The 21,814-nt window shown below is 56.2% G+C and carries 14 protein-coding genes, 1 tRNA gene and 1 riboswitch; of the genes, 5 read left to right on the top strand and 10 right to left on the bottom strand.

Features of this window, described 5'->3' with window-relative positions:
• Nucleotides 1-84: 84 nt before the first annotated feature.
• The 4 genes from AD949_RS01405 to AD949_RS01390 all read right to left on the bottom strand — a co-directional run bounded on the left by AD949_RS01405 (nucleotide 85) and on the right by AD949_RS01390 (nucleotide 6,354).
• Nucleotides 85-2,559 carry a TonB-dependent receptor domain-containing protein gene (locus AD949_RS01405; RefSeq protein WP_082064710.1) on the bottom strand — a complete coding sequence of 825 codons (2,475 nt, stop codon included), beginning with the start codon at nucleotides 2,557-2,559 and terminating at the stop codon, nucleotides 85-87.
• A 197-nt stretch (nucleotides 2,560-2,756) separates the two neighbouring features.
• Nucleotides 2,757-3,524, bottom strand: a complete 768-nt coding sequence (locus tag AD949_RS01400; protein ID WP_052944559.1) for a helix-turn-helix transcriptional regulator — start codon at nucleotides 3,522-3,524, stop codon at nucleotides 2,757-2,759.
• Nucleotides 3,521-3,769, bottom strand: a complete 249-nt coding sequence (locus AD949_RS01395; protein WP_048835903.1) for a hypothetical protein — start codon at nucleotides 3,767-3,769, stop codon at nucleotides 3,521-3,523. The genes AD949_RS01400 and AD949_RS01395 overlap by 4 nt, the downstream gene beginning before the upstream one ends.
• A gap of 182 nt (nucleotides 3,770-3,951) precedes the next feature.
• Nucleotides 3,952-6,354 (bottom strand): glucose/quinate/shikimate family membrane-bound PQQ-dependent dehydrogenase, encoded by a 2,403-nt coding sequence (locus AD949_RS01390; protein WP_048835829.1) that lies wholly within the window; start codon nucleotides 6,352-6,354, stop codon nucleotides 3,952-3,954.
• Nucleotides 6,355-6,705: 351 nt separating this feature from the next.
• On the opposite strand from AD949_RS01390, the gene AD949_RS01385 reads away from it, so the two are divergent.
• Both AD949_RS01385 and AD949_RS01380 read left to right on the top strand, forming a co-directional pair.
• Nucleotides 6,706-8,199, top strand: a complete 1,494-nt coding sequence (locus tag AD949_RS01385) for a carbohydrate porin (RefSeq protein WP_244463374.1) — start codon at nucleotides 6,706-6,708, stop codon at nucleotides 8,197-8,199.
• A gap of 94 nt (nucleotides 8,200-8,293) precedes the next feature.
• Complete coding sequence (locus AD949_RS01380) at nucleotides 8,294-9,463, top strand: aldose epimerase family protein (protein ID WP_048835830.1); 1,170 nt, start codon at nucleotides 8,294-8,296, stop codon at nucleotides 9,461-9,463.
• 46 nt (nucleotides 9,464-9,509) lie between these two features.
• On the opposite strand, the gene AD949_RS01375 is transcribed toward AD949_RS01380, so the two are convergent.
• The 4 genes from AD949_RS01375 to AD949_RS01360 all read right to left on the bottom strand — a co-directional run bounded on the left by AD949_RS01375 (nucleotide 9,510) and on the right by AD949_RS01360 (nucleotide 15,591).
• Nucleotides 9,510-10,700, bottom strand: coding sequence for a major royal jelly family protein (locus AD949_RS01375; protein WP_244463365.1), 1,191 nt, complete (start codon nucleotides 10,698-10,700; stop codon nucleotides 9,510-9,512).
• A gap of 135 nt (nucleotides 10,701-10,835) precedes the next feature.
• Entirely contained in the window at nucleotides 10,836-13,175 is a 2,340-nt protein-coding gene (locus AD949_RS01370) for a TonB-dependent receptor plug domain-containing protein (RefSeq protein WP_082064725.1), read from the bottom strand.
• Nucleotides 13,176-13,297: 122 nt separating this feature from the next.
• Nucleotides 13,298-13,525: riboswitch (cobalamin riboswitch) on the bottom strand.
• 183 nt (nucleotides 13,526-13,708) lie between these two features.
• The gene (glnA, locus tag AD949_RS01365) at nucleotides 13,709-15,154 is read right to left on the bottom strand and encodes a type I glutamate--ammonia ligase (protein ID WP_048835831.1); all 1,446 of its coding nucleotides are present in this window, start codon (nucleotides 15,152-15,154) and stop codon (nucleotides 13,709-13,711) included.
• 98 nt (nucleotides 15,155-15,252) lie between these two features.
• On the bottom strand, nucleotides 15,253-15,591 hold the full coding sequence (locus AD949_RS01360) for a P-II family nitrogen regulator (protein ID WP_043551886.1): 339 nt from the start codon (nucleotides 15,589-15,591) through the stop codon (nucleotides 15,253-15,255).
• Nucleotides 15,592-15,898: 307 nt separating this feature from the next.
• On the opposite strand from AD949_RS01360, the gene AD949_RS01355 reads away from it, so the two are divergent.
• Both AD949_RS01355 and AD949_RS01350 read left to right on the top strand, forming a co-directional pair.
• Nucleotides 15,899-17,077 carry an aminotransferase gene (locus AD949_RS01355; RefSeq protein WP_048835832.1) on the top strand — a complete coding sequence of 393 codons (1,179 nt, stop codon included), beginning with the start codon at nucleotides 15,899-15,901 and terminating at the stop codon, nucleotides 17,075-17,077.
• 86 nt (nucleotides 17,078-17,163) lie between these two features.
• A tRNA-His gene (locus tag AD949_RS01350) sits at nucleotides 17,164-17,239 on the top strand.
• A gap of 147 nt (nucleotides 17,240-17,386) precedes the next feature.
• Here the strand turns inward: AD949_RS01350 and AD949_RS01345 are convergent.
• Nucleotides 17,387-17,704 (bottom strand): DMT family transporter, encoded by a 318-nt coding sequence (locus AD949_RS01345; protein ID WP_048835833.1) that lies wholly within the window; start codon nucleotides 17,702-17,704, stop codon nucleotides 17,387-17,389.
• A 263-nt stretch (nucleotides 17,705-17,967) separates the two neighbouring features.
• On the opposite strand from AD949_RS01345, the gene AD949_RS01340 reads away from it, so the two are divergent.
• Complete coding sequence (locus tag AD949_RS01340; protein WP_048835907.1) at nucleotides 17,968-20,361, top strand: TonB-dependent siderophore receptor; 2,394 nt, start codon at nucleotides 17,968-17,970, stop codon at nucleotides 20,359-20,361.
• Nucleotides 20,362-20,522: 161 nt separating this feature from the next.
• On the opposite strand, the gene AD949_RS01335 is transcribed toward AD949_RS01340, so the two are convergent.
• A partial coding sequence (locus AD949_RS01335; protein ID WP_061504600.1) for a peptide MFS transporter occupies nucleotides 20,523-21,814 on the bottom strand: 1,292 nt, incomplete at its 5' end.

The following is a 21,814-nucleotide window of genomic DNA, read 5'->3' as shown; positions in this document are numbered from 1 at the left end:
AAGAGCGCCCCCCCCCTCGCCAATCAGCCTACTTTGGGCTTAGGTAGTCAGACGCAGGCTTGTGCCAACCCGCGCCTGAGCGGATCAAAACTCGGCGGAGAGTGTGCCGAAATACTCGCGAGGTGCTGCCTGATAAAGAATGGCGTTGTTATCCCCCGACATCGCCGGAGCGCCATAATACCCGCCAAAATAATTCTGGTTAAAGAGGTTGTTCACCGAGAAGCTGACTTTCAGGTCCTGCACCGCATGCCCAATTTTCCCGAAATTATAAGACGCCATCAGTGAAGACGTCCAGTAAGACGGCACCTTCACGTCATTTGTGTAGGTCATGGACTGCGCACTACTGTAGGTCGTATTAAAGTTAAAAGAAGCTCGGCGATATGTATAGTTGACGTTAGCTTTATACATAAACTTCGGATAGAAAACCTGATGCTTACCTTTCAGACTGATCGTGCTCCCGCCATATGGCACGGCGTTTGATTTATACTCAGCATCATTCCAGCTAAAGCTGTTGGTAATTTCCAGCCCGTGGAAAGGCCGGATTGTGCCGAGCACGTCGGCCCCGTTCATCGTCTCACGCCCGACATTCAGGTAAGCACTGTAGGTGTTATTAACCGGACCAGAGGTAATCCCTGCCAGACGGTTGTAGTAATCCGTGTGATAGAAATCGACCGCGCCCGTAAAGAAGGCTGAGTTGTAACGATACCCGACCACGTAATTCCATGTGCGCTCAGGCTTCAGCTTACTTTTATTCTCATCAAAAACACTCTGGGCCGAATTATGCGCATTTCCCAGACCGCCCCATGGCGTACCACCATTGGTCTGGGTTGCGTAATCATACGTGCGCATGTTTTCCGCAATATCCCAGTAAAATTCATGCTTATCCAGAAAATGGTAATCAAACGCAAAGTGGGGCAGAAATGCATTGGAAGACGTCATGGTGCCAGACACGGGGTGCGAGTAGTAGGTGCCCCATGTGGACGCCAGCGCGTCTGTATTGTCCGATTTGGTGCCGCCATGCGTTGTCTGCGTCAGAGACCGGAATCCCCCTTCCAACGTCATGCCCGGAATAATATGCCACACATCTTTCAGGTAAAACTGAAAGGTATTACTGTTAAAAGAGTCCGCCCACCACGTAGCGCCCGTACCTTTTTTAAAACCACTCAGCGTTGCATGCGCGCCGTCCACCCCATCTTCATACAGCCGCATGGGATAATTGAAGCTGTTATTCTGATACCAAAATCCGGTCTGAATATCGTTATTATGCAGCTTCAGCGTAAAGTTTTGTGTAAAACCGATACGCCGCACGTCGGGGTGCCCTAGTTCCTGCACCATAGGAATACCGGATGTTGGAGAGGTGAGGAAGTTGTTTGTCCCGCCATAATCGCCGTTGGACACATGCCCGTACAGAACAGTGTCTGATTTAAAATAGCTTAAAATATCATAATGATTTACCAGTGCGCCAAGATAGTTGCGCTGCACCTGTGAGCCATCCCAGAAAATATTGGAGGCTTCATCCGCTGACAGCACACCCTGCACTTCGGTCGGCACGGTTCCGGCATGGGCATTTTGCGCCCAGCGGATAGCCTTTGCATAATCCGGCTTCAACATGACGACCTGGCCGTAGTTCTGCCACATGTTTTTCGTCATGTTCATGAAATTATATTGTGTAAAACCGGAGTAATCAAAAATTGCCGTCAGCTTTCCACGCCCATTCTGATACGGCTGAACAAGTTTGACGTTGGCCTGATTTTCCCGCTGATCCCCATACCCCTTCCACAAATTCTGGGCTGTGCGGGCGTAAGATGCGTAAAATTTTGTCCCGCTTTCATTCAGAATCCCGCTATCCACACGGGCAAATGTGCGAAACCCGTTATAGCTACCAAAGCTCTGGCTGATTTTGCCGCCAGCCTTGTCTTTGGGGTCTGACGAATGAAATGTCAGCGCCCCACCCAAGGTCTGTCCAGACGGCATGTCCACAGCTCCAGCTCCCTGAGAGACAGACATGGACTGAATGTTTTCCTGAATTTCGATCTGGTCAATATTCAGACCATACCAGTTATGAAACCCAAAACCGCCCATTGGAATACCGTCAATCGTGCCGCCAAGCTGGGACTGATTGAACCCACGCACATAAAAAGTACTGGCCGCTGTATCCATCCCCAAGGCATCGGACGACCCAAAGCTGACCCCCGGCGTCGTTGCGGCCAGAACCTGTAACGGGCTTGAACCGGCGGTAAAATGGTCAATAGCCGCGCGGGTCACCACCACATTGGCACCGCTGGAATGGGCGTGGCTGGACCGGACCTGCACTTCCTCCCCTGCGGATGAGCGAATAGAACGCGGGCCGCGTGGCGCGGGTGCCGTCCGGTGCGTTGCTGGCACAGTCTTTTTGGCAACGGGCACAATATGAGAATGCGCTTTTGTAACCGCCCGACCCGTCCGGTGGGCCGTCCCAGCGGCCCTCGCCTGCTCTGCCACCCCGACTGAACAAAATACCAGAGCCGTGCAGGTTAAAAGATAAGACCGTTCCTGCCTGCCGTAACGCGCCGTCTTCATTATAATCACCCGTGCCGCATATATTATATGATCTGACGGTAGGGGAGTCTGATGCAAAATCGAAATAGTTTTTCTGCTTAGGTTGTTCACGTTTTCGTGTGTTTTTTGAAATAAATTTACTTTTTAAATAGATTATGACGCAATAAAATTAGTTTATGCGTAAAATTATACAAATATCCGCAAAAAAAGATCTGACTTCAAAATGTTGCCATTCCGATCCTATGTAATAACATTCCGACTTTCCCCCCTTCTACAACCACCGCACCTGTACCGGCATCAACCCGCACATCTGCGCTACCCTTTCCGGCGGCTGTGTAAGGCAAAACCGCCCATCGGAGAGCGCCTGCTGCACTCAGCGGGCGTCCACCGTCGTCAGATTGAGACGCCCGAGAGGTATCAACCTCCAGTGACAAATCTTCTTCTTGTAAGGATGTTTCAACAAGAATGCCGATAACCGGTTCTTTGTCGCGCCGTATAAGCACCACACGATCTGACCGCCGGGGCGGAATGTCCGGCATCATCACCAGAGAACTGCCTAAGCGCAGAAACGGCTCCATTGCATCCGTATCCACACGGACGGCATAAGCGTCTCCCGTTATGGCGCAGGGAAGCGTTACATCCTCCCACATTACGCCAGTGGGATGGCCCGCACTATCAAACAAACCAGAAATCTGAAGGCGGGAAAGCGGCACCCCCCGCACACGCCCCCCAACGGGCCGCCCTAAGCCGCGCCCCTGCCCTTCCAGCCCCGAGATGAACTGGGCGGGGGGTATTTTCAGAACATCCAGCACCCGCAACAGAGTGGGCAGCGCCATCCAACGCATGTCACCCTGCGGGCTGAACCGGCGAGACGGATTAAAGGTTGTCGGGTCCAGTCCGGCAGCACGGGCAAGACCGGAGGGGGTCAGCCCCCGTTCCAGCGCCAGCGTATCCAGCGCCTCCCACAGATCAGCCGGACGAATCATCCATGCCGGGCAGACGCGGGCTTCAGCCCATCTGCCACTTTTAACACTTCCCGGGCGTGGCGGGCCTTGCCCTCGTCGGTCACAAAAAACCGGCCCTGCCCGTTATCCCGCACAAACCCCATACCTTCCATCCGCAGCAGACACGGATCATCCCGCTGCCCGGCAGGACGGCCCACCGCCCCCGCCAGACACAGACGGTGCAAAGCGGAGCGACAACAGGTTTCAAGATACGGTTCATTCCACATGGAACGCAGGATCATCAATCACCAGAGGGAATGCAAGTGACTTCTCTGCTTACGCCATATTCCGCCACACGACTGCTGGAAGCACGTATCTTGGCGGCACCATAAAAAAGGGGCGAGCCAGTGTCCCGGCTCGCCGCTATCTCTATCATACCGAAAAATACCCCCGGCACAGACCTATTGGCTCAGTGCTTTTCCGCACTCTCCGGCAGGGCATAGGCGACAATATAGTCACCCAGTTTTGTCCCAAAGGAGCCGTGGCCGCCATCGGCTGTCACCACAAACTGGCGGCCGTTGACTTCATACGACATAGGCGTGGACTGGCCGCCTGCGGGCAGACGGTCCTGCCAGAGTTGGCGGCCGGTCGTGACATCATAAGCACGGATGTAATAATCCGCCGTGGAGGTCAGAAACGCCACGCCACCCGCCGTGGTCAGCGGACCACCCAGAGAGGGGATACCCACCTTGAATGGCAGCGGCAGCGGAGAACTGTCCCGAACGGTGCCGTTGCGATGCATCCACATGATCTTGTTGGTCTTCAAGTCGATACCTGCCACATAGCCCCAACCCGGCTGTTTGCACGGAATACCCAGTGGGGAGAGGAACGCATGCAGATCCACCCCATACGGCGTGCCATATTGCGGCTGCACACCGCTTTCCGAACCGGACGGTCCGGCGCTGGTATCAGGCTGCGCCGGATTTTTCGGCCCGCGCGGAACCAGAGTGGACACAAACGGAATGGCAATCGGGTTAGCAAACGCCACCTGACGCACTGGGTCAACCGCCAGACCACCCCATTCAAACATGCCCAGATTGCCGGGGAACACCAGCGTGCCCTGCAGGGACGGCGGCGTGAACGGCCCATCATACCGCAGCTTCTTGAACATGATGCGGCACACCATCTGGTCCAGCATGGTGCCGCCCCACATATCCGCATCCGTTAGTTTGTTTTTCGGACGAAACGTGAGTTCGGAGTAGGGCTGGGTTGGTTCCACATGGTCACCGGGTGCAGCACCCTGCGGCACTGGCGTTTCCGGAGCCGGGACAATCAGATGCCCGTTACGACGGTCCAGCACAAAGATATTGCCGGTCTTGGCTGGCGCATAAAGTGCAGGAATAACCGTGCCGTCCTTCTGGTGGATATCCACAAGGCTCGGCTGGGACGGAATATCCATGTCCCACAAATCATGATGCACGGTCTGATAGAACCAGACCTTCTCTCCCGTATCCGCATTCAGAGCCAGAATCCCGGACGCATAGCGTTCCTGATCCGGCGTGCGGTTACCGCCCCAGATATCCGGCGTGGCAACGCCTGTGGGGATGTAAATCAGATTCAGGCGCGGATCATAAGACGAGGTGATCCATGAATTAGGAGAATTCGCCACATAATGATGCGTCGCAGACGGTAGTTCATTGGGGTTGGGGTTGCCGGGGTCAAACGCCCAAACCAGACGCCCCGTGTACAGGTCATACCCGCGCGTCACACCAGACGGCTCATGCGTGGAGTAATTGTCCGTCACCGCGCCGGAAACAATCACAATCTTCTGCGTCACCACTGGCGGAGAGGTCGGCTCATAGAACCCGGCCTTCTGCATCGGCATGCCGTTTTTCAGGTCCAGTTCCCCATCATTGCCAAAACCATGGCAACGCTCTCCGGTTTCCGCATCCAGCGCAAACAGCCGACCATCATTGGTCGGCAGGAACACGCGGCGGCTGCACTCTGTCGGCACCGGAGTGCCATCAATCGTCAGGTCACCCGGATGCGCTTCAGCATAGGATACGCCACGGCATGTCATATGCTGGAATGTCGGGTTGTACTGAAGCTTCGGGTCAAACTTCCACCGCTCCTTCCCCGTTGCCGCATCGAGCGCGAACAGGATCTGATGCGGAGAACAGAGATACAGCGTGTCCCGCACCTTGATGGGCGTGACCTCATCCGTGATTTCACCGGGGTCATTCGGGGTCTTGAGGTCATGCGTGCGGAACACCCATGCCACTTTCAGCCCTGTCACGTTGGCAGGTGTAATCTGTTTGAGCGGAGAATAACGATCCCCGAACTGGGTCCGGCCATAAGCGGGCCAGTCCGCATCCACCGCATCCTGCGCATCACCCGGCACAACGCCCTGCTGCGCGACCGAGGGTAACACACCTGCAATATCCTGAGGGTCCTGCGTCAGCGCAAACCCGAAAACGGCAACGCCAGCCGCTACACCAGCCGCCAGCGGTACACGCGCCCAGCGGGAGGCAGGCCCGAGCTTCCGCACCACAACCGGCAGAAGCAACCAGATGCCCAGCGGGAGGATGATGTCGCCACGCGGCGCCAACGTCCAGAAATCAAACCCGGCCTCGGCAACAGCCCAGAGCAGTGTTGCGAAAACGATACCTGCGTAAAGCCACAGAGCCTCAACCCGCTGCTTCCATAGAAGAACAGAGGTTGCCAGCAACGCAAGACCACACACGACATAAAAAACAGAGCCGCCAAGCACGGCAAGCCATGCCCCTCCTCCTGCCAAAGTCAGTCCGAGAAGACCCGTCACAATCGCAGTTATGGCCAGAACAATCCCTGGCCTGTCGGCTCGTGTGCTCATGAAATGAATTTCCTGTTCAGGATAAATGCAGGTGATTACATTTGTGGAAAAAGAAGAGCCACACAGATTTTGTCAATAAAAAAATTCCGCAGGAAATGTCTTTCCGCAGGAAGTGTGTATTCATACAATACAAGAATGCTCTGATTTTTTCATGACATAATTATAATATCTTCGTGATAAATGCCTGAAAAAGGAATTTTCTTTTGTATATCAATAGAAAAATTGTTTTGACAAAACAGTACCATTGCTGTACTGAATGAAAAACTCCCACTCTTAAAACAGCCTTATCTTTCTCTCCTATTTTTTGTATTTTGCGGAGTGCTTATTTTGTTGAAAAAGACAGTTCAGATCATGGTTGGTTCTCTCTCCATGATCCTGCTTCAGAATTCTTTTTCAAAAGCAGACTCCGTTGCGTCTCAGAAATTCACAAAACGCCTACCCCAGATTGGTGGTTACGCCTCCCGCGTTCCCGCACGCACGCTGCCTTTGGCACAGCCAACACCGGCTGCCGTGCCCGATATGGCACACCCCCCATCAGCTTCCGTTCCGCAGACATTCCAAGGCATCTTTCCGCAAAGCTACGACGAATGGATTCACGGTAGCACCATGACGGGCGACTGGGGCGGCAGGCGCCAGTGGCTTGAAAGCCGGGGTATTTCCATTCAGGGACATTATCTGGAAGATACGTCAGGAAACCCCATCGGCGGTAAGGCGCAGGCCGTACGTTACGCGCATGAATTCGGCTTGGGGACAGATATCGATTTCAAGAAACTGACCGGGCATGACATCGGCACCATGCATCTGCTGATAACCGAGCGCGCGGGCCTTGGGTTGGGCACGTCCATCCTGCCAGCGCTGGACTCCGTGCAGCAGATCTTTGGGTCCGGTGAAACTGTTCGCCTGACACGTTGGTCCCTTGAGCACCATTTTGGCAAGTATGTTGATATGGAAGCAGGCTGGATCAATACGGAAAATGACTTTGCGGAATCCACAAAACACTGGGGTATGTCTATCTATTGCCAGTTTCAGACAAATGCTGTCTGCGGGATGCCGCAATCTCTGGCCATGAACTCGGGCTATGGCTGGTACCCCACGGCTCATCCGGGCGCATATCTCAAGCTCTACCCGCTTGGCACAGACCGCCTGCTTGTGTCTGCCGGGATTTATAACGTGGATAATACCATCTCCAACACCCATAATGGCTGGAAACTGGGGCTGGGAGACTCCACCGGCACCTACCTGCCCTTTCAGCTTGGCTGGAAAACCGGGGATACAGATGAACATGGTGGCCTGCCCGGTAACATCAAGATTGGCGGATACTGGGATACATCAGAGGTCAAGATTGTGACCACAAAAATTGCCTCGTTCGAGCCTGCGAATGTCGCCCTCATCAACCTGCCCCAGCAATCTGTCAGAGGGCGTTATGGTGGCTGGGTGGAAGCAGACCAGATGATCCAGCGTGACCGAGAAGGCCATTCACAAGGCACTGTCATTTTCGGCAGCTTCATCTGGGGAGACCCGCGTACTGCCCTTGCCCCTTACTTCGCCACATGGGGTATTATCCGCAAAGGGACATTTCCCTCGCGGCCTGATGATACCGTCAGCTTTGGCGGGAAATTTCTTGTCGTAAACCCCAAAATTACGGATTACGCCCGCTATCTTCAATCCATGGGAGAACCAGCGTTCAAACCCACGCAGGAAAACTCTCTTGAGTTGAACTATGGCTGGCGGCCAACCCCTTGGGCCACCATCCGCCCCGGCATGCAGTATCTCTGGCATCCGGGTGGCACAAACCGTTATCCCAACGCCTATATTCTGGATTTTGAAACGGGTCTGACTTTCTGAAGCCTGAGCGTCTGAAAACACACATAGGGCCGGGGAACTCCCCCGGCCTCAGATCAGGCAACCCTGTTTCTGTCTCTATTAAGGAGTGCATTCCATGCCCCGCTTCCTCTCTTTCCGCACACTTCAGGCTCTGGCCGCCACCCTGCTGGCATCGTCCACATTGGTCAGCAGTGCGCATGCAGCCCCGGCTTTTGAAAAGACAGTTTTTGGAAAACTACCAGACGGACAAAAAGCCTATCTTTTTACGTTGCGCAATAAACAGGGCACCACGGTAAAATTCACCTCGTATGGCGGCATCATCACCTCCATTACAACCCCGGATAAAAATGGAAAAACTGATGATATTGTTCTCGGTTTTTCAGACCTGAAGAGATACACGGTTGATAGTGCCAAAGGCGGTCTCTTCTTCGGGGCGCTCATCGGCCGTTATGCCAACCGGATTGCCAAAGGCACCTATACGCTCGACGGAAAAGAGTATCATGTCGCCGTGACAGCCCCACCCAATGCCCTGCATGGTGGCCTGCATGGTTTTGACAAAAAACTCTGGAGTGTGCGTCGCCTTTCCGGTCTACCCCATGCCACCGGGGCAGAACTCACACTGGTCAGCCCGGATGGGGAGGAAGGCTTTCCCGGCACCCTGACCGTACATGTGGATTATATTCTGGATGATTCAAACCGCCTGACCCTGCATTATCGCGCCACAACGGATAAACCGACAGTCCTGAACCTGACAAACCACAGCTATTTCAACCTGACTGGGGAAGGCTCAGGCTCCATTGAGCATCAGATCCTACAAATCAATGCAGACCATTATACACCAACGGACAGCACTTCCATCCCAACAGGCGAAATCGCGCCTGTTGCGGGCACACCGCTTGATTTTACCGCCCCGCACGTCATTGGTGAGCGCCTGCGCAGCAACATGCCGCAGATGATGTATGCCCGAGGCTATGACCATAACTGGGTTGTCAACGGAGAGTACGGCAAGGAGCCTCGGCTGGCTGCGACGCTGACAGACCCGGCCACGGGACACACCCTGACAGTCTTTACCTCCCAGCCCGGTTTGCAGGTTTATACGTCTAACTCACTGGACGGCGCTTATGCTGGAAAATCCGGCCGTGCCTACCGCCAGACCGACGCCGTTGCGTTTGAAGCCGAGCATTACCCCGACTCTCCCAATCACCCGACGTTCCCGACCACAACCCTCCAACCCGGTCAGACGTTTGACTACACAACCATCTTCCAGTTCGGCGTTACACAATAAGGCAGTGCAGGCCATCTACCCGTTCTGGTAGATGGCCTGAATTTTGTTATTCTTGTGTGGCGTGTGTCTGGTCTTCCGGCAGCGCAATACGCACCAGAATATAAGGCCGCTCCTGCTTATCCTTTCCATTATGGAAGTCCGGCAGGCGGGCCCACTGGCCGACCGTGAGCAGAATGGACTTACCGTCAAACGTCATACTATCGGGCGCAATCAGGCGCGCATCCTGCGCCACAAGCGAGAGGGCACCATCCGGCGCGCGACGCACCACGGCATGGCGCTCAATATCCGTCACATACAGGCTGCCGTCAGGTCCGGTTATCATACCATCCATAATCCCGACTTCCCCTTCATCTTTCACAGCCGCTTCCAGCGTCGCCTCTGAGGCATTGGGGTCTGCCAGCACGGATGTCGGCGCGCTGTAGAGGCGACGGGAAGACAGCGGAGACCAATAAAGCCGAGTAGAATCAGCACTGAGCGCCACGCCATCCACACCGCCCTGCGGAACTGTCGGGTGTGTTGCATCATACCGGCCAAGCCGACCATCCGCTTCCATCACAAACCCCGGCACAGGGCTCACAGACACGGTTTCTTCCAGAATACGTCGCACCTGTCCGCTGGCAAGGTCCACCACCAGCAAAGCCGGATGCGTGGTCTGGGAGGTATCGCTGACAAACGCTGTGCCTGCGCTGCCGTGTGTCAGGTCAACCCGCACATCATTCACATGACTGTCTGGCCGCACGGCGGGGGCGCTAAAGGCGTAACGACGAACGATTTTATTCGTCCTTGGGTCAATATGCAGCAAGGCCGGTTTTGCTTTGGCCTTGCTGCCTGCACGTACCCCTTCATCAAGCAGCCAGAGTTGACCGTTGGCGTCCACTGTCATGCCAAGTGGGGAGATCATCTCGCTCTGCGCGGCTTTATCTGGGAATGGCGTCAGTTTGCCGGGATTCCATGTCACCAGTACCGGACCTTTATGGCGCTGAGCACTGGTGGGGAGAGACAGCACAATCCGCCCATCCGGCAGTCGCGCAATCCCGGATGCCTGCACATCCGGGAAACGATCAGCCACCGTCACGTTCCCACTGGTAGTCCAGTTATGCACGGTGCTGTCTTCCGCCAATGCCGTGCCGGATACGCCGACACAAAACAGACCCATGAACAAGCCAGACCGCGCAAGCGCACCAAACGTACGGGATAAAGCATAATGAGAGGCGCGCTGGGTTTCTGGGCGTTGCATGACCATAAGAAAAGCCTTTTTTGAAAGTGGGTCTTAACCTGATCTTGTCACTCTAGCGCGTGGCGTAAAAAAGGCCATTGCAGCCGGAACCGAGCCCCCGCTGCAATGGCCTTCTGGCAAGCGCCCTGTGCGGCCTCAGTAATTCAGCGTAAAACCACCATACCCGGCACGGCCCGGCTGGAGATAGCCAACCGGATTTTCATACTGCCGATTAAGCAGATTATCCGCCCGCGCAAACACCGAGATATAGCGGTTAATTTTGTAATTCGCGGCCAGATCAATCGTAAAATATCCATGCCCCTTGGCACAGGTGGCGCAGAAACTTTCACCAATCAGAGGGTAATCCCGCCAGCCGCTGGTGTAGAGAATATTGCCAGACAGCGTGAAGTCCTTAACGGGAGACCACGTCGTGTTGAAATTAAACTTATGCTGCGGACGGCGCTGCAACAGAGCATCATTTTCAGTATCGCGCGCATGGGTCCACGTATAGTTCAGCGCAAAGCTGAGCGTATCCAGCGCCTTCCAGTCCAGAAACGCTTCCACGCCATACATCCGCGCATGACCAATATTGCCAAAGGAATAGATGTAATTCCCCCAAGCACTCCCCGCAGCAGGCTGAACGTAAGAGGACGACTGGATCAGGTTTCGCACCTTGTTATCATACCATGTGGCGCCAAAATGCAGTTTATCATGCAGTAGTTTCTGCTCAACACCAACATCATAACCAATCATGGTTTCGGCTTTCAGGTTGGGATTGCCCTCTTCCCCCCAGCCAGCCCCTCGTTGATTGACAAAAAGCTGATAGAGCGACGGCGCATGGAAGCCTGACCCCGCACTCGCTTTGATAATTGTGCCCGTGTTGGGCACATGGAGAGCAGGGGCCACCCGCCATGTCACATGGTTACCGTAGCGGGAATTGGCATCATACCGCACGTTGGCCGCACCGTAGAGAATGCGGTTCCAGTTGCCCTCATACTGCCCGTAACCCGCCGTGGTATCCATGCCTGCGGTGGTGTGAACAGGTTCTCTCGGGTCATCTGTGGAGACATTGATACTGTCGTGAAAATGCTCGGCACCAACAAGAACCGTGCCAAATTTCCGCAAATCCACCGTACCGTGCCAGTCCACTTTTAGGCGGGTGGAACGGTAATAATCCGGGTCCGTCATGGCAGGCGTGCCAGTGGCGTACTGCCCGTCCTGCATATAGCGGCGGCGGTTGGTCATATAGCCAAGCCCCAGAACCTGATCAAACCGCCCACCAAAGGAAGAAAGATGCGCGGTGCCGCGCACAACGGCCTCATTCTGGGTGTTGTTATCTCTTATCAGTTGGTCACCGTTATACGGCGTGTAAGCATCATCATAGGATGTAAAGGTGTGATAATTGGCCTGAATCAGTCGCGCGGTCAGCCCCAGATCAAAATTATGCGTGACATCATAACCCAGTTTGACATTGGCGCTGCGGTTATCGTTCCGGTCTCCTGCGCGGCGCTGGGCGCGGTTGGAGTCATGATACCGTTCAATATAACGTGGCACTTCATGAAAACCGTCGATACGGTAATGAGAGAGCACAACGTTATAATGGAAGCGCCCAGAACTGCCGGAAGCCCCGAGCACCTGATTGAACGTGCCGTAAGAACCGCCCTCAATCCGCACAAACGGTTTAAAACGCCCCTGCCCTTGCTTCGTGTTAATATCAATCACCCCTGCCATGGCATCCGCGCCATACAGGCCGCTCTGCGGGCCGCGCAGAATTTCGATAGTACCAATGCCGTCTGTCACAAACTGTCCGGCATCAAACGCATTACTGGCGGAACTCCCGTCATTAACGTCCATGCCGTCAATCCGCACCTTCACATCGTTGGCGTTCGCGCCCCGCATGAAAATGGAGGTCGTGCCGCCAAAGCCGCCTGACCGCACAACATTCAGCCCCGGTTGACGCGCCAGAATATCGGGCAATGTGCGGCGCTGCTGGGTGGCAATCTGCTCATCCGTTATCACCGTCACGCTGGAACCGACATCATCCGCCCGCACGGGCCTGCGCAGCGCACTGACCGTGATAACCTCTGGCAACCCCTGTGAGGGGCTAAGGGACACAATGGTGCGCCCTGCCGGCACGGTCCCGACCGTATTTTGCCCGGCACTTGCTGCAACACCCTTTGTCGTTGCGCTCTGCTGCCCCGCCGCGCTGCGCGCGGCCCCTGCCGCACCTGACTGCGCTATTACGCCACTCTGACCAATACGCTCTGCCCGCTGCGCCGCCTCCCGCTGCGGTGCAGAAACGCTGCGGGTGCGGGTGCTGTGCGGCACCTCGACCCGCCCCTGAGGCTTTGCGCGTGACACCGCAACTTTATGCGCTGAAAATTTGCCAGACTGTGGCGATGTTCCTGAAAGGGCTTCGGCCTGTGCACCGGCCAGAGAAACGCCACTGACGGCCAAAATAGTGGAGGTGGTCAGCACGCAACGAAAAAAGGTCATCTTACTCATATCCCGTGGTCAGCCGTTGCCACAGGACCGCACCGTTCAGCCCCTTCCGCGCCAGACGCAGGAGAAGACCTCAGCCACGCACGCCAGCACACCCCGACTGGCGTTTCCTGATTGCAACCACTTGCGGGATGGCAGGTCTCCTGGCTTGCGGCGTCTCACCAAAGCACTCCCCTTCCCGGAAAACTCATCTCCAGTGGGCCGGACGCAGCGCGCCCGGAAATGCTCTCGCATACCGCTTACAGTTGCGGGGACAGCCCGGGACTAAGGCTTGCAATGCCCGCACCCGGTTCCCTTTTCATTCCCCTTTATGATGAGGGGAAACCATCACAGGTATGTGTCTTATCGTCCTCACCGTTCGAGTCAATTGCCGGGCGCGCCAGTGCAGCCACCGGGCAACACACAACACTTAAACCACAAAAGCGCATCAGGCTCCCGCCCCCAGAATCTCACGCAGCGGGCACAAAAAAAACGCGGCCTTCCGAAGAAGGCCGCGTTCCTGATCGACTAAACCCTTAAAAGAGGGATCAGACGGAATAGTACATTTCAAACTCAACCGGGTGCGGCGTGTGTTCAAAGCGATGCACGTCTTCCCACTTGACGTTGATGTAGCTGTCGATCTGGTCTTTGGTGAACACGCCACCAGCCAGCAGGAATTCATAATCCGCAGACAGAGCTTCCAGCGCTTCACGCAGGGAGCCAGCTACCGTCGGGATCTGCTTCAGTTCTTCCGGCGGCAGGTCATACAGATCCTTATCCATGGCATCGCCCGGGTGGATCTTGTTCTTGATGCCATCGATACCAGCCATCAGCATGGCAGCGAATGCCAGATACGGGTTGGCTGTCGGGTCCGGGAAGCGGACTTCAACGCGCTTGGCTTTGGGGTTGGTGGCATACGGAATACGGCAGGACGCAGAGCGGTTGCGCGCGGAATACGCCAGCAGCACCGGAGCTTCAAAACCCGGAATCAGGCGCTTGTAGGAGTTGGTGGAGGGGTTGGTGAAGGCGTTCAGTGCCTTGGCATGCTTGATGATGCCACCGATGTAATACAGAGCGGTATCGGACAGGTCCGCATAGCCATTGCCTGCAAAAGTCGGCTTGCCGTCTTTCCAGATGGACTGATGCACATGCATGCCGGAGCCGTTATCGCCATAGATCGGCTTGGGCATGAACGTCGCGGTCTTGCCGTAGGAATGGGCAACATTGTGCACGCAGTATTTGTAGATCTGCATGAAATCGGCAGAGCGGACCAGCGTGTCAAACTTCGTGCCCAGTTCGTGCTGGGACTGTGCGACTTCGTGGTGCTGCTTTTCAATCGGCAGGCCCATTTCGCCCATGGTGGCGAGCATTTCTGCGCGCAGGTCGTTCTCGCTATCCACCGGCGGCACGGGGAAGTAACCACCCTTAACGCCCGGACGATGGCCCATATTGCCTTCCGGGTACTCCTTCAGGGATGCGCCGGGTCCTTCGATGCTGTCGAGCTGATATTTGCCGAAGTTCGGGCCGGTGCCAAAGCGCACGTTATCGAAGATGAAGAATTCAGCTTCCGGACCAAAAAACGCGGTATCGCCCAGACCGGAGGACTTCAGATACTGCTCAGCCAGCTTGGCGGTGGAGCGCGGGTCACGGTTATAGGGCTGGCCTGTGGACGGCTCGATAATGTCACAGAACAGGATCAACTGCGGGCGCGCCGTAAACGGGTCCATCACAGCGGTTTCCGGGTCCGGCAGCAGAATCATGTCACTTTCGTTGATAGCTTTCCATCCAGCGATGGAGGAGCCGTCAAACATGAAGCCCTCGGTAAAGGTATCTTCTTCAATCGTGGTGACATACTGCGCCGTGTGGTGCCACGTGCCGCGCGGGTCCGTGAAACGCAGATCGACAAACTCGACCGAGTTTTCCTGGATCAGGTCAAAAACCTTAGCAATCGCTGCGGCCTTGCTGTCACCCGCAGTGGTCGTTTTCTTCACCATATGTCTTCACCTACAACCTGTTGCGCACCACACTCTTGCGGCACGTCTAGGATTATAAAACTCGCGTTCGCTGTCGGGTAGTCCCGGGCCGGGCCGCCTCAGATAGCGTCTTCCCCTCTTTCCCCCGTACGGATTCGCACCACGTCTTCCACCGGGAGAATGAAAATCTTGCCGTCCCCGATTCGTCCGGTCCGAGCTGCGGCGGATATGGCCTCTACCGCGCGCTCCACCAGATTAGCGGGACAGACAACCTCAATTTTCATCTTGGGCAGAAAATCTACAATATATTCCGCGCCACGATAGAGTTCCGTGTGCCCTTTCTGCCGCCCGAAGCCCTTGGCTTCGATAACGGTAATGCCTTGCAGGCCGAGTTCGTGAAGGGCTTCCTTCACCTCGTCCAGCTTGAACGGCTTGATTATGGCCTCGATCTTTCTCATGTCACGTCATCAATATTCTAGTGCTGCACTGAACAAGAGGGGGTGTCCTTTCTGCGCGCGACATGCCCAAAAGGCATGAAGACTCAGAGCGAACGCCCCCAAACTTGCACGGGTTGGCCGCGCGGGCAATCGGCCTTGTGCGAAATATAACGATGCAGCACCAATCTCCCCCCTTTTCTCCCGCCGCCAGCCCGTGGCAGTCTGCCCGCAGCGCTTACTTTTTCCGCTGCATCTTGCCCCGCTCCGCCCAATAGCTCTCATGGTAGCTCTCATGGCATCTCCCCCGGCGGCTCTAAGGAATACGGCTATGACAAAACCGCTCAACCGGCAGATTGCCGCCCTGCCCACCACCATCTTTACGGTCATGTCAGAACTGGCGCGGGCGCATGACGCCATCAATCTCGGGCAGGGCTTTCCGGATACAGAAGGCCCGCAGGATATGGTGCAGGTTGCAGCAGACGCCCTGCTGGATGGCCGCAACCAATATGCCCCGCTGACCGGCTTGCCGGAATTACGCCGCGCGGTGGCGGACTCCAACGCCCGTTTTCAGGGGCTGGAAATTGATGCGGAGTCGGAAGTGGTGGTGACATCCGGCGCGACCGAAGCCCTTGCCGCGGCCCTGATGGCGCTGATTGAACCCGGCGATGACGTGGTGCTGATAGAACCGCTTTATGACACCTATCTGCCCATGGTCCGCCAGCTTGGCGGTATTCCCCGGCTGGTACGGCTGCAAGAACCGGGGTGGACACTACCGCGTGAGGCTCTAGCCGCCGCCTTTTCCGCCCGCACCAAGGCCATTCTGCTCAACACGCCTATGAACCCCACCGGCAAGGTGTTCACAACGGAGGAACTGGACTTCATCGCCAGCCTGCTGCGCCAGCATGATGCCTATGCCGTGTGTGATGAAGTGTATGAGCACCTTACCTTCAACACGCCCCATGTCTCTCTGATGAGCCGCCCGGACATGCGCGAACGCTGCCTGCGCATTGGCAGTGCTGGCAAAAGCTTCTCCCTCACTGGTTGGAAGGTGGGATACGTGACAGCCCCTGCACCACTCGCGGCTGTGGTGGCCAAAGCGCACCAGAATCTGGTGTTTGCCACCGCCCCCAACCTGCAACGTGCCGTAGCGTTCGGCCTGAACAAGGATGACCAGTATTTTCAAGATCTGGCCGCTGACATGGCCCGCAAGCGCGACATCCTCTCCGCAGGTCTGCGCAGCGTCGGGCTGGAGGTGCTGCCATGTGATGGCAGTTATTTCGTGATGGCGGACATTACGCCGCTGGCCAACGGGTTGGACGATGTGGCCTTTGCCCGCCAGCTAACGGAAGAAGCCGGGGTCACCACCATCCCGGCCTCCGCCTTTTATGACCCCGCCAACGGCACCCCGCCGAAGCATCTGGTGCGCTTCGCCTTCTGCAAGCAGGACGCCGTGTTGCAGGACGCTGTGGCGCGTATCAAGCACTGGGCCAGCCAGAAAGACGGATAAAAGGTGCTCTGGAATTTTTCTTCCTCTCGCCGCATCCCGGCCTTGACGCGCCTGCTACGTTTCTCTACATGAGCGCTTGCTGTGTGGCGGATGTAGCTCAGCTGGTAGAGCGCCGGTTTGTGGTACCGGTTGTCGCGGGTTCGAGCCCCGTCATTCGCCCCAGCATTTTCTTTCCTGAAAATTGAAATCCTGATTAAAGCCTGCTTCTGCAGAGCTATGGTTTTGCGTTTTTCAGCAAAACTCTGAGCCCCCGCCCTTTTGCGCGGGAAGGCTGAGCGTGCGCTCCCGGAAGAGTAGTCCGCTCTCTGGTCAGCTCCCGCATAGTTTCAGGCCAATCACGCAACAGACAATCCCAGCAATAAAGACCAGCCGCATGATGGAAACGGGTTCATGAAACACCACCATCCCGAACAGAACAGTTCCAGCGGTTCCTAAAGCGGTCCAGATGGCATAGGCCGTACCTAAAGGAATGGTGCGGGTTGCAAGTTGCACAAGCCCGATACTGGCAACCAGACAGAAGAGCAGGCCGATAAACCAACCGATATCCTGCCAGCCTTTTGCAAACCGCATGCAGGTGGTGAAGCCAATTTCCAATACGCCACTCATCAACAAATACAGCCAGTTCACCCGATATTTCCCCGCTTTCCTGCAATAAGAGAGTGCTAAAGAGTCGATACGTAACGTGCAATAACGGCACAGTTATGGTCCAGAAAAATGCATACCAGCCCCCCAATAACCGGCTCTACACGGCCAGACTGTCTTATTCTGGCATCACTCTTTAATTATATTCACTCATATATGGATTTATGTCTCACCATATATAGACAACGTCTTTTTGGCGCGGCAGAAGCAGGCATCCTGTGTTTCCTCAGCCCGGACCAGCCAAAGCCATGCGTGATCGTTTTTCTTCCCTTGTTGCCACCGGAACATTCGGCGCACTCCTGCTGACAAGTTCCGCTCTGGCCTCAACACCCGCCCCGGCTCCGCAGGCCACAGCCGCTAAACGGGTCCTTGTCAAACCAGCACCCACAAAAAAAGCGGCTCTTAAAAACCCTGTGTCCGGAGCAGACGATAGACACATTCCTGCCCCCATTGCCGGGATTCTGGATGGCTCCAACGGGGAGACCATCAACGTCCACGGGCACCATGCGGCAGATGGCACCGCCGCGCGCTATATGAACAAGGTTGTCTATCTCGGCCCCTTGGGAAACCGCGACACGCTGGACACACCTTATTCCGTGATGGGTGTGACGCATGACGTTGTGGTCAACCAGCAGATCCGTAGCATTAATGACATGGCGCAATATCTGCCCTCCGTGCAGTTGGAAGTGCGAGGCGACCCCAACACCTCTCGCCCGCAGTCCCGTGGGTTTGAGGCCGATGTAATTGCCAATTCTCGTCTGGACGGGCTGAACGTCGTCTCCACCACGCCGTATCCGGCGGAATGGGTGGATAACCTTCAAGTGCTCAATGGTCTGGCCGGGGCCATGTATGGGCCGGAAAACCCAGCAGGCGTGTTTGAATATACTCTCAAACGCCCGACGGACCGGCGCACGGAACGGCTTTCCGTGGGGGTGGATTCCATCGGCACACCCACAGTCAATGGCGATATTTCCGGTCGTCTTGGCCGCAATGGCTGGTTTGGCTATCGCCTGAACATGCTGCATGCGGACGGCACAGCTTACGCGCAGGGCACCTCCCTACGGCGTGAAATGGTCAGTGGAGATTTCGATTTCCATCTGGATGACAAGACAGTTATCGAAATTGACGCCAGCCATTACACCTATGACCAGCGCGGCAATGCGCCTGCTTTTGGCATTATGGCAACAGGCGTGGGCGGCAGCAAGCTGCCTGAAGCGCCTGATCTGAGCCGGAGGCTTGCTCCGCAATGGAGCGGCTACAACATGGAAACCAACACGTTTATGGGCAAGATCAAGCACCAGTTTAACCAGAACTGGAGCATCACGCTTGGTGGCCTGTATCAGGACGCAGCCCGTCAGGCATTTGGTGTAGCCGATACGTTGTGTGATGGCGGCAAAGCCTGCGGCGGCCTGCGTGGCAGTGACGGCTGGTACAGTTCCAAAGCTACCGCCACCACCACTGCGAATGATTTCCGGGTTGGCAGTAACATGGCCTACATCAATGGCCGCGTTTACACCGGGCCAGTCCGGCACGATCTGGTGATTGGCACTAACGGGTATATGATGGGGAACTTCAACCCCGTTGGGGGCTCAACTGCGGCGCAGAATCTGGGCATCCATAATATGTATGGCGCAACGCCGGACGGCGGTACGCAGCCTTATTATCATGGCCGCTACAAATCCAGCAGCATCATGAGCCAGTCCTTTATTGTGGGGGACACTCTGCAACTCACCAAGCACTGGTCCATTATGGGTACGCTCTCATGGGGATGGATCCACCAGCGCGGCGCGCTGAACGCCAAAAGTGCTCTGCGTGATACGTTTGAAACATCCGCGGCGTTCAGCCCCACCGCCAGCATCATGTATAAGCCCACAGATAATCAGACGTTTTACTTCACCTATGGTCGTTCTGTGGAAGCCGGGCCTGTCACACCCAACAGCACCAGCTATACCAATACCAACCTCGCACTCCCCGTCGCCCATTCTGAAGAATATGAGGTCGGCTACAAACTGCGTTACAATACCATGCAGTTTAACGTGGCTGGTTTCCGCATGACATCCCCCTACGCCATGTATGTCGCGGCGGAAAACCCGCATGCAGGCTGCGCAGCCATGACCAACTGCCAGACCTACCAGTATGGTGGCACGCAGAGAAACTACGGTGTGGAAGCCCAGATTTCTGGTGAAGTGCTGCCCAACCTGTCCGTTCTGGCGGGTATGACATGGCTGGATGCAGAGCTGGTTGGCGCGGCCTCCCCCACCCTGAACCGCAAGGAAATTGTCGGCGCGGCTCCGCTTCAGGCCAACCTGCTGCTGGATTATCGCCTGCCCGCCTCTCTTGGCCGATTTGCATCCGGCTGGGCGTTTAACGCCAATGTGCATTATATGGGCAACCGGGCCGCTAACGTGACCAACACGCTGCACACCGGCTCCTACACAACGCTGGAACTTGGCACACGCTACTCTTTCCGCGCGACGGAAAAACTCCCAATGGTGTTACGCTTTGGTGTAAGCAATGCCACCAATGAACGCTACTGGGCTTCCGTCTACACAGGTGCCCCCAGCGGCACATCTGGCGCAGCCTCCAGCCTCTATGCAGGCCTGCCGCGTGTGTACCACTTCACACTCTCCGCTGAATTCTGACCAGTTTTTCCAGATTTCAGAAGGCCGCAAGAACAGGCCCGTCACGCTGTGGCGGGCCTGTTCCGTTATGCGCCCATTCTCCTCCGCAAGTATGCAGAAACGCAAACGGGGCGGAGGATCATCCCCGCCCCGCAACACGCTCACGCAAAAAATGCTGCCGCTTACGGCTTAAGTCCCTGCGCCGCCCGGTGCTGCGCATCCCACCGGCGGGTAAAGGGTAGGCACACCACAAACAGCAGCGTGCAGCCAATACCCAGCAGAAACAGCATCCGGAACAACCCTGCATAAACGGGCAAGGTCTGGCCCGGATCAGCCGAAGCCACGGCAGGCCCCACAGCTGCCAGATTGGCCAGCGCACTGCCCAGATACATCGCCACACCGTTGGACACGTTATAGCTACCCATCATGAACCCACCCACATTGGCGGGCGCATAGCGGGCGACCACAGCCAGCCCGAGTGCGCTAATCAGCAGTTCCCCGATAGAGAGCGCGCCATAAGCCCAGAACATCACCCACGGGGAGACAAGATGGTTTCCGCCCGTCGCCGCACTCCACCACCAGATCAGGAAGGAGAGCGACACCAGCGAGAAGCCAACAATAAACTTCTCTGCAATAGGAAAATTCCAGCCCCGATCCGCCATGGATTTATAAACCCACGACAGCAGCGGACTTGCCAACATGATCCAGACCGGATTAAGCGCCTGAAACTGCCCGGCAGACATATGGAATAGCGTAATGCCACCCAGTGTGAAGGCGGAATCCACATCCCGCAGCGCAAACAGGGTCAGGGATGTGACCATTTGCTGGTAAAACACAAAATACAGCATGGTCTGCACAATCAGCAGATAGGCCAACCGCAGACCGGGGCGCACGGCCGCGGAGGCACGCCGATAAAGCACCACCCAGACACAGCCCACCGCCAGCGCCGCCACCCACACGCAGGCGCGGCCCGCTGCCGGGTAACGCAACAGCCCGATCATAACCGCCAGAACCAGCACCGTGCCGCCCAACACCGCTAAAAAGCGGGAGAGCACCAGAGGCTGAAAATCCGGACTGGAGCCAATATGCGCCAGCCGTTTGCGGAACAGCCCGTAACACACCACACCAAACGCCAGCCCTGCTGAACAAACCCAAAAAGGCGGAGACCAGCCGTAATTTTCCTGCAACCACGGTGTCAGCAGGAGAGACAGCGTAGAGCCTACATTGATGCTCATGTAGTAAATGGTAAAGGCGACATCGATACGGGCGTCATCGCCCTCATAAATCCGCCGGACCAGATTAGCCGCGTTGGATTTAAACAGCCCGTTGCCCACCGCAATGACGGCCAGCGCTGCAAACAGCGCCATCTGGCTGCCCATATCCAGCCCCAGCAGGGCATAGCCCACGGTGAGCACCACAGCGCCCATCACCATGGTGCGGCGGGAGCCTAACAGAGTATCCCCTACCCAACCGC

It is taken from the genome of Acetobacter orleanensis, assembly GCF_001581005.1.
Classification (GTDB): domain Bacteria; phylum Pseudomonadota; class Alphaproteobacteria; order Acetobacterales; family Acetobacteraceae; genus Acetobacter; species Acetobacter orleanensis.
Note: the sequence above shows the minus strand (reverse complement) of the source record. Positions and strands in the feature narration are given on the sequence as shown.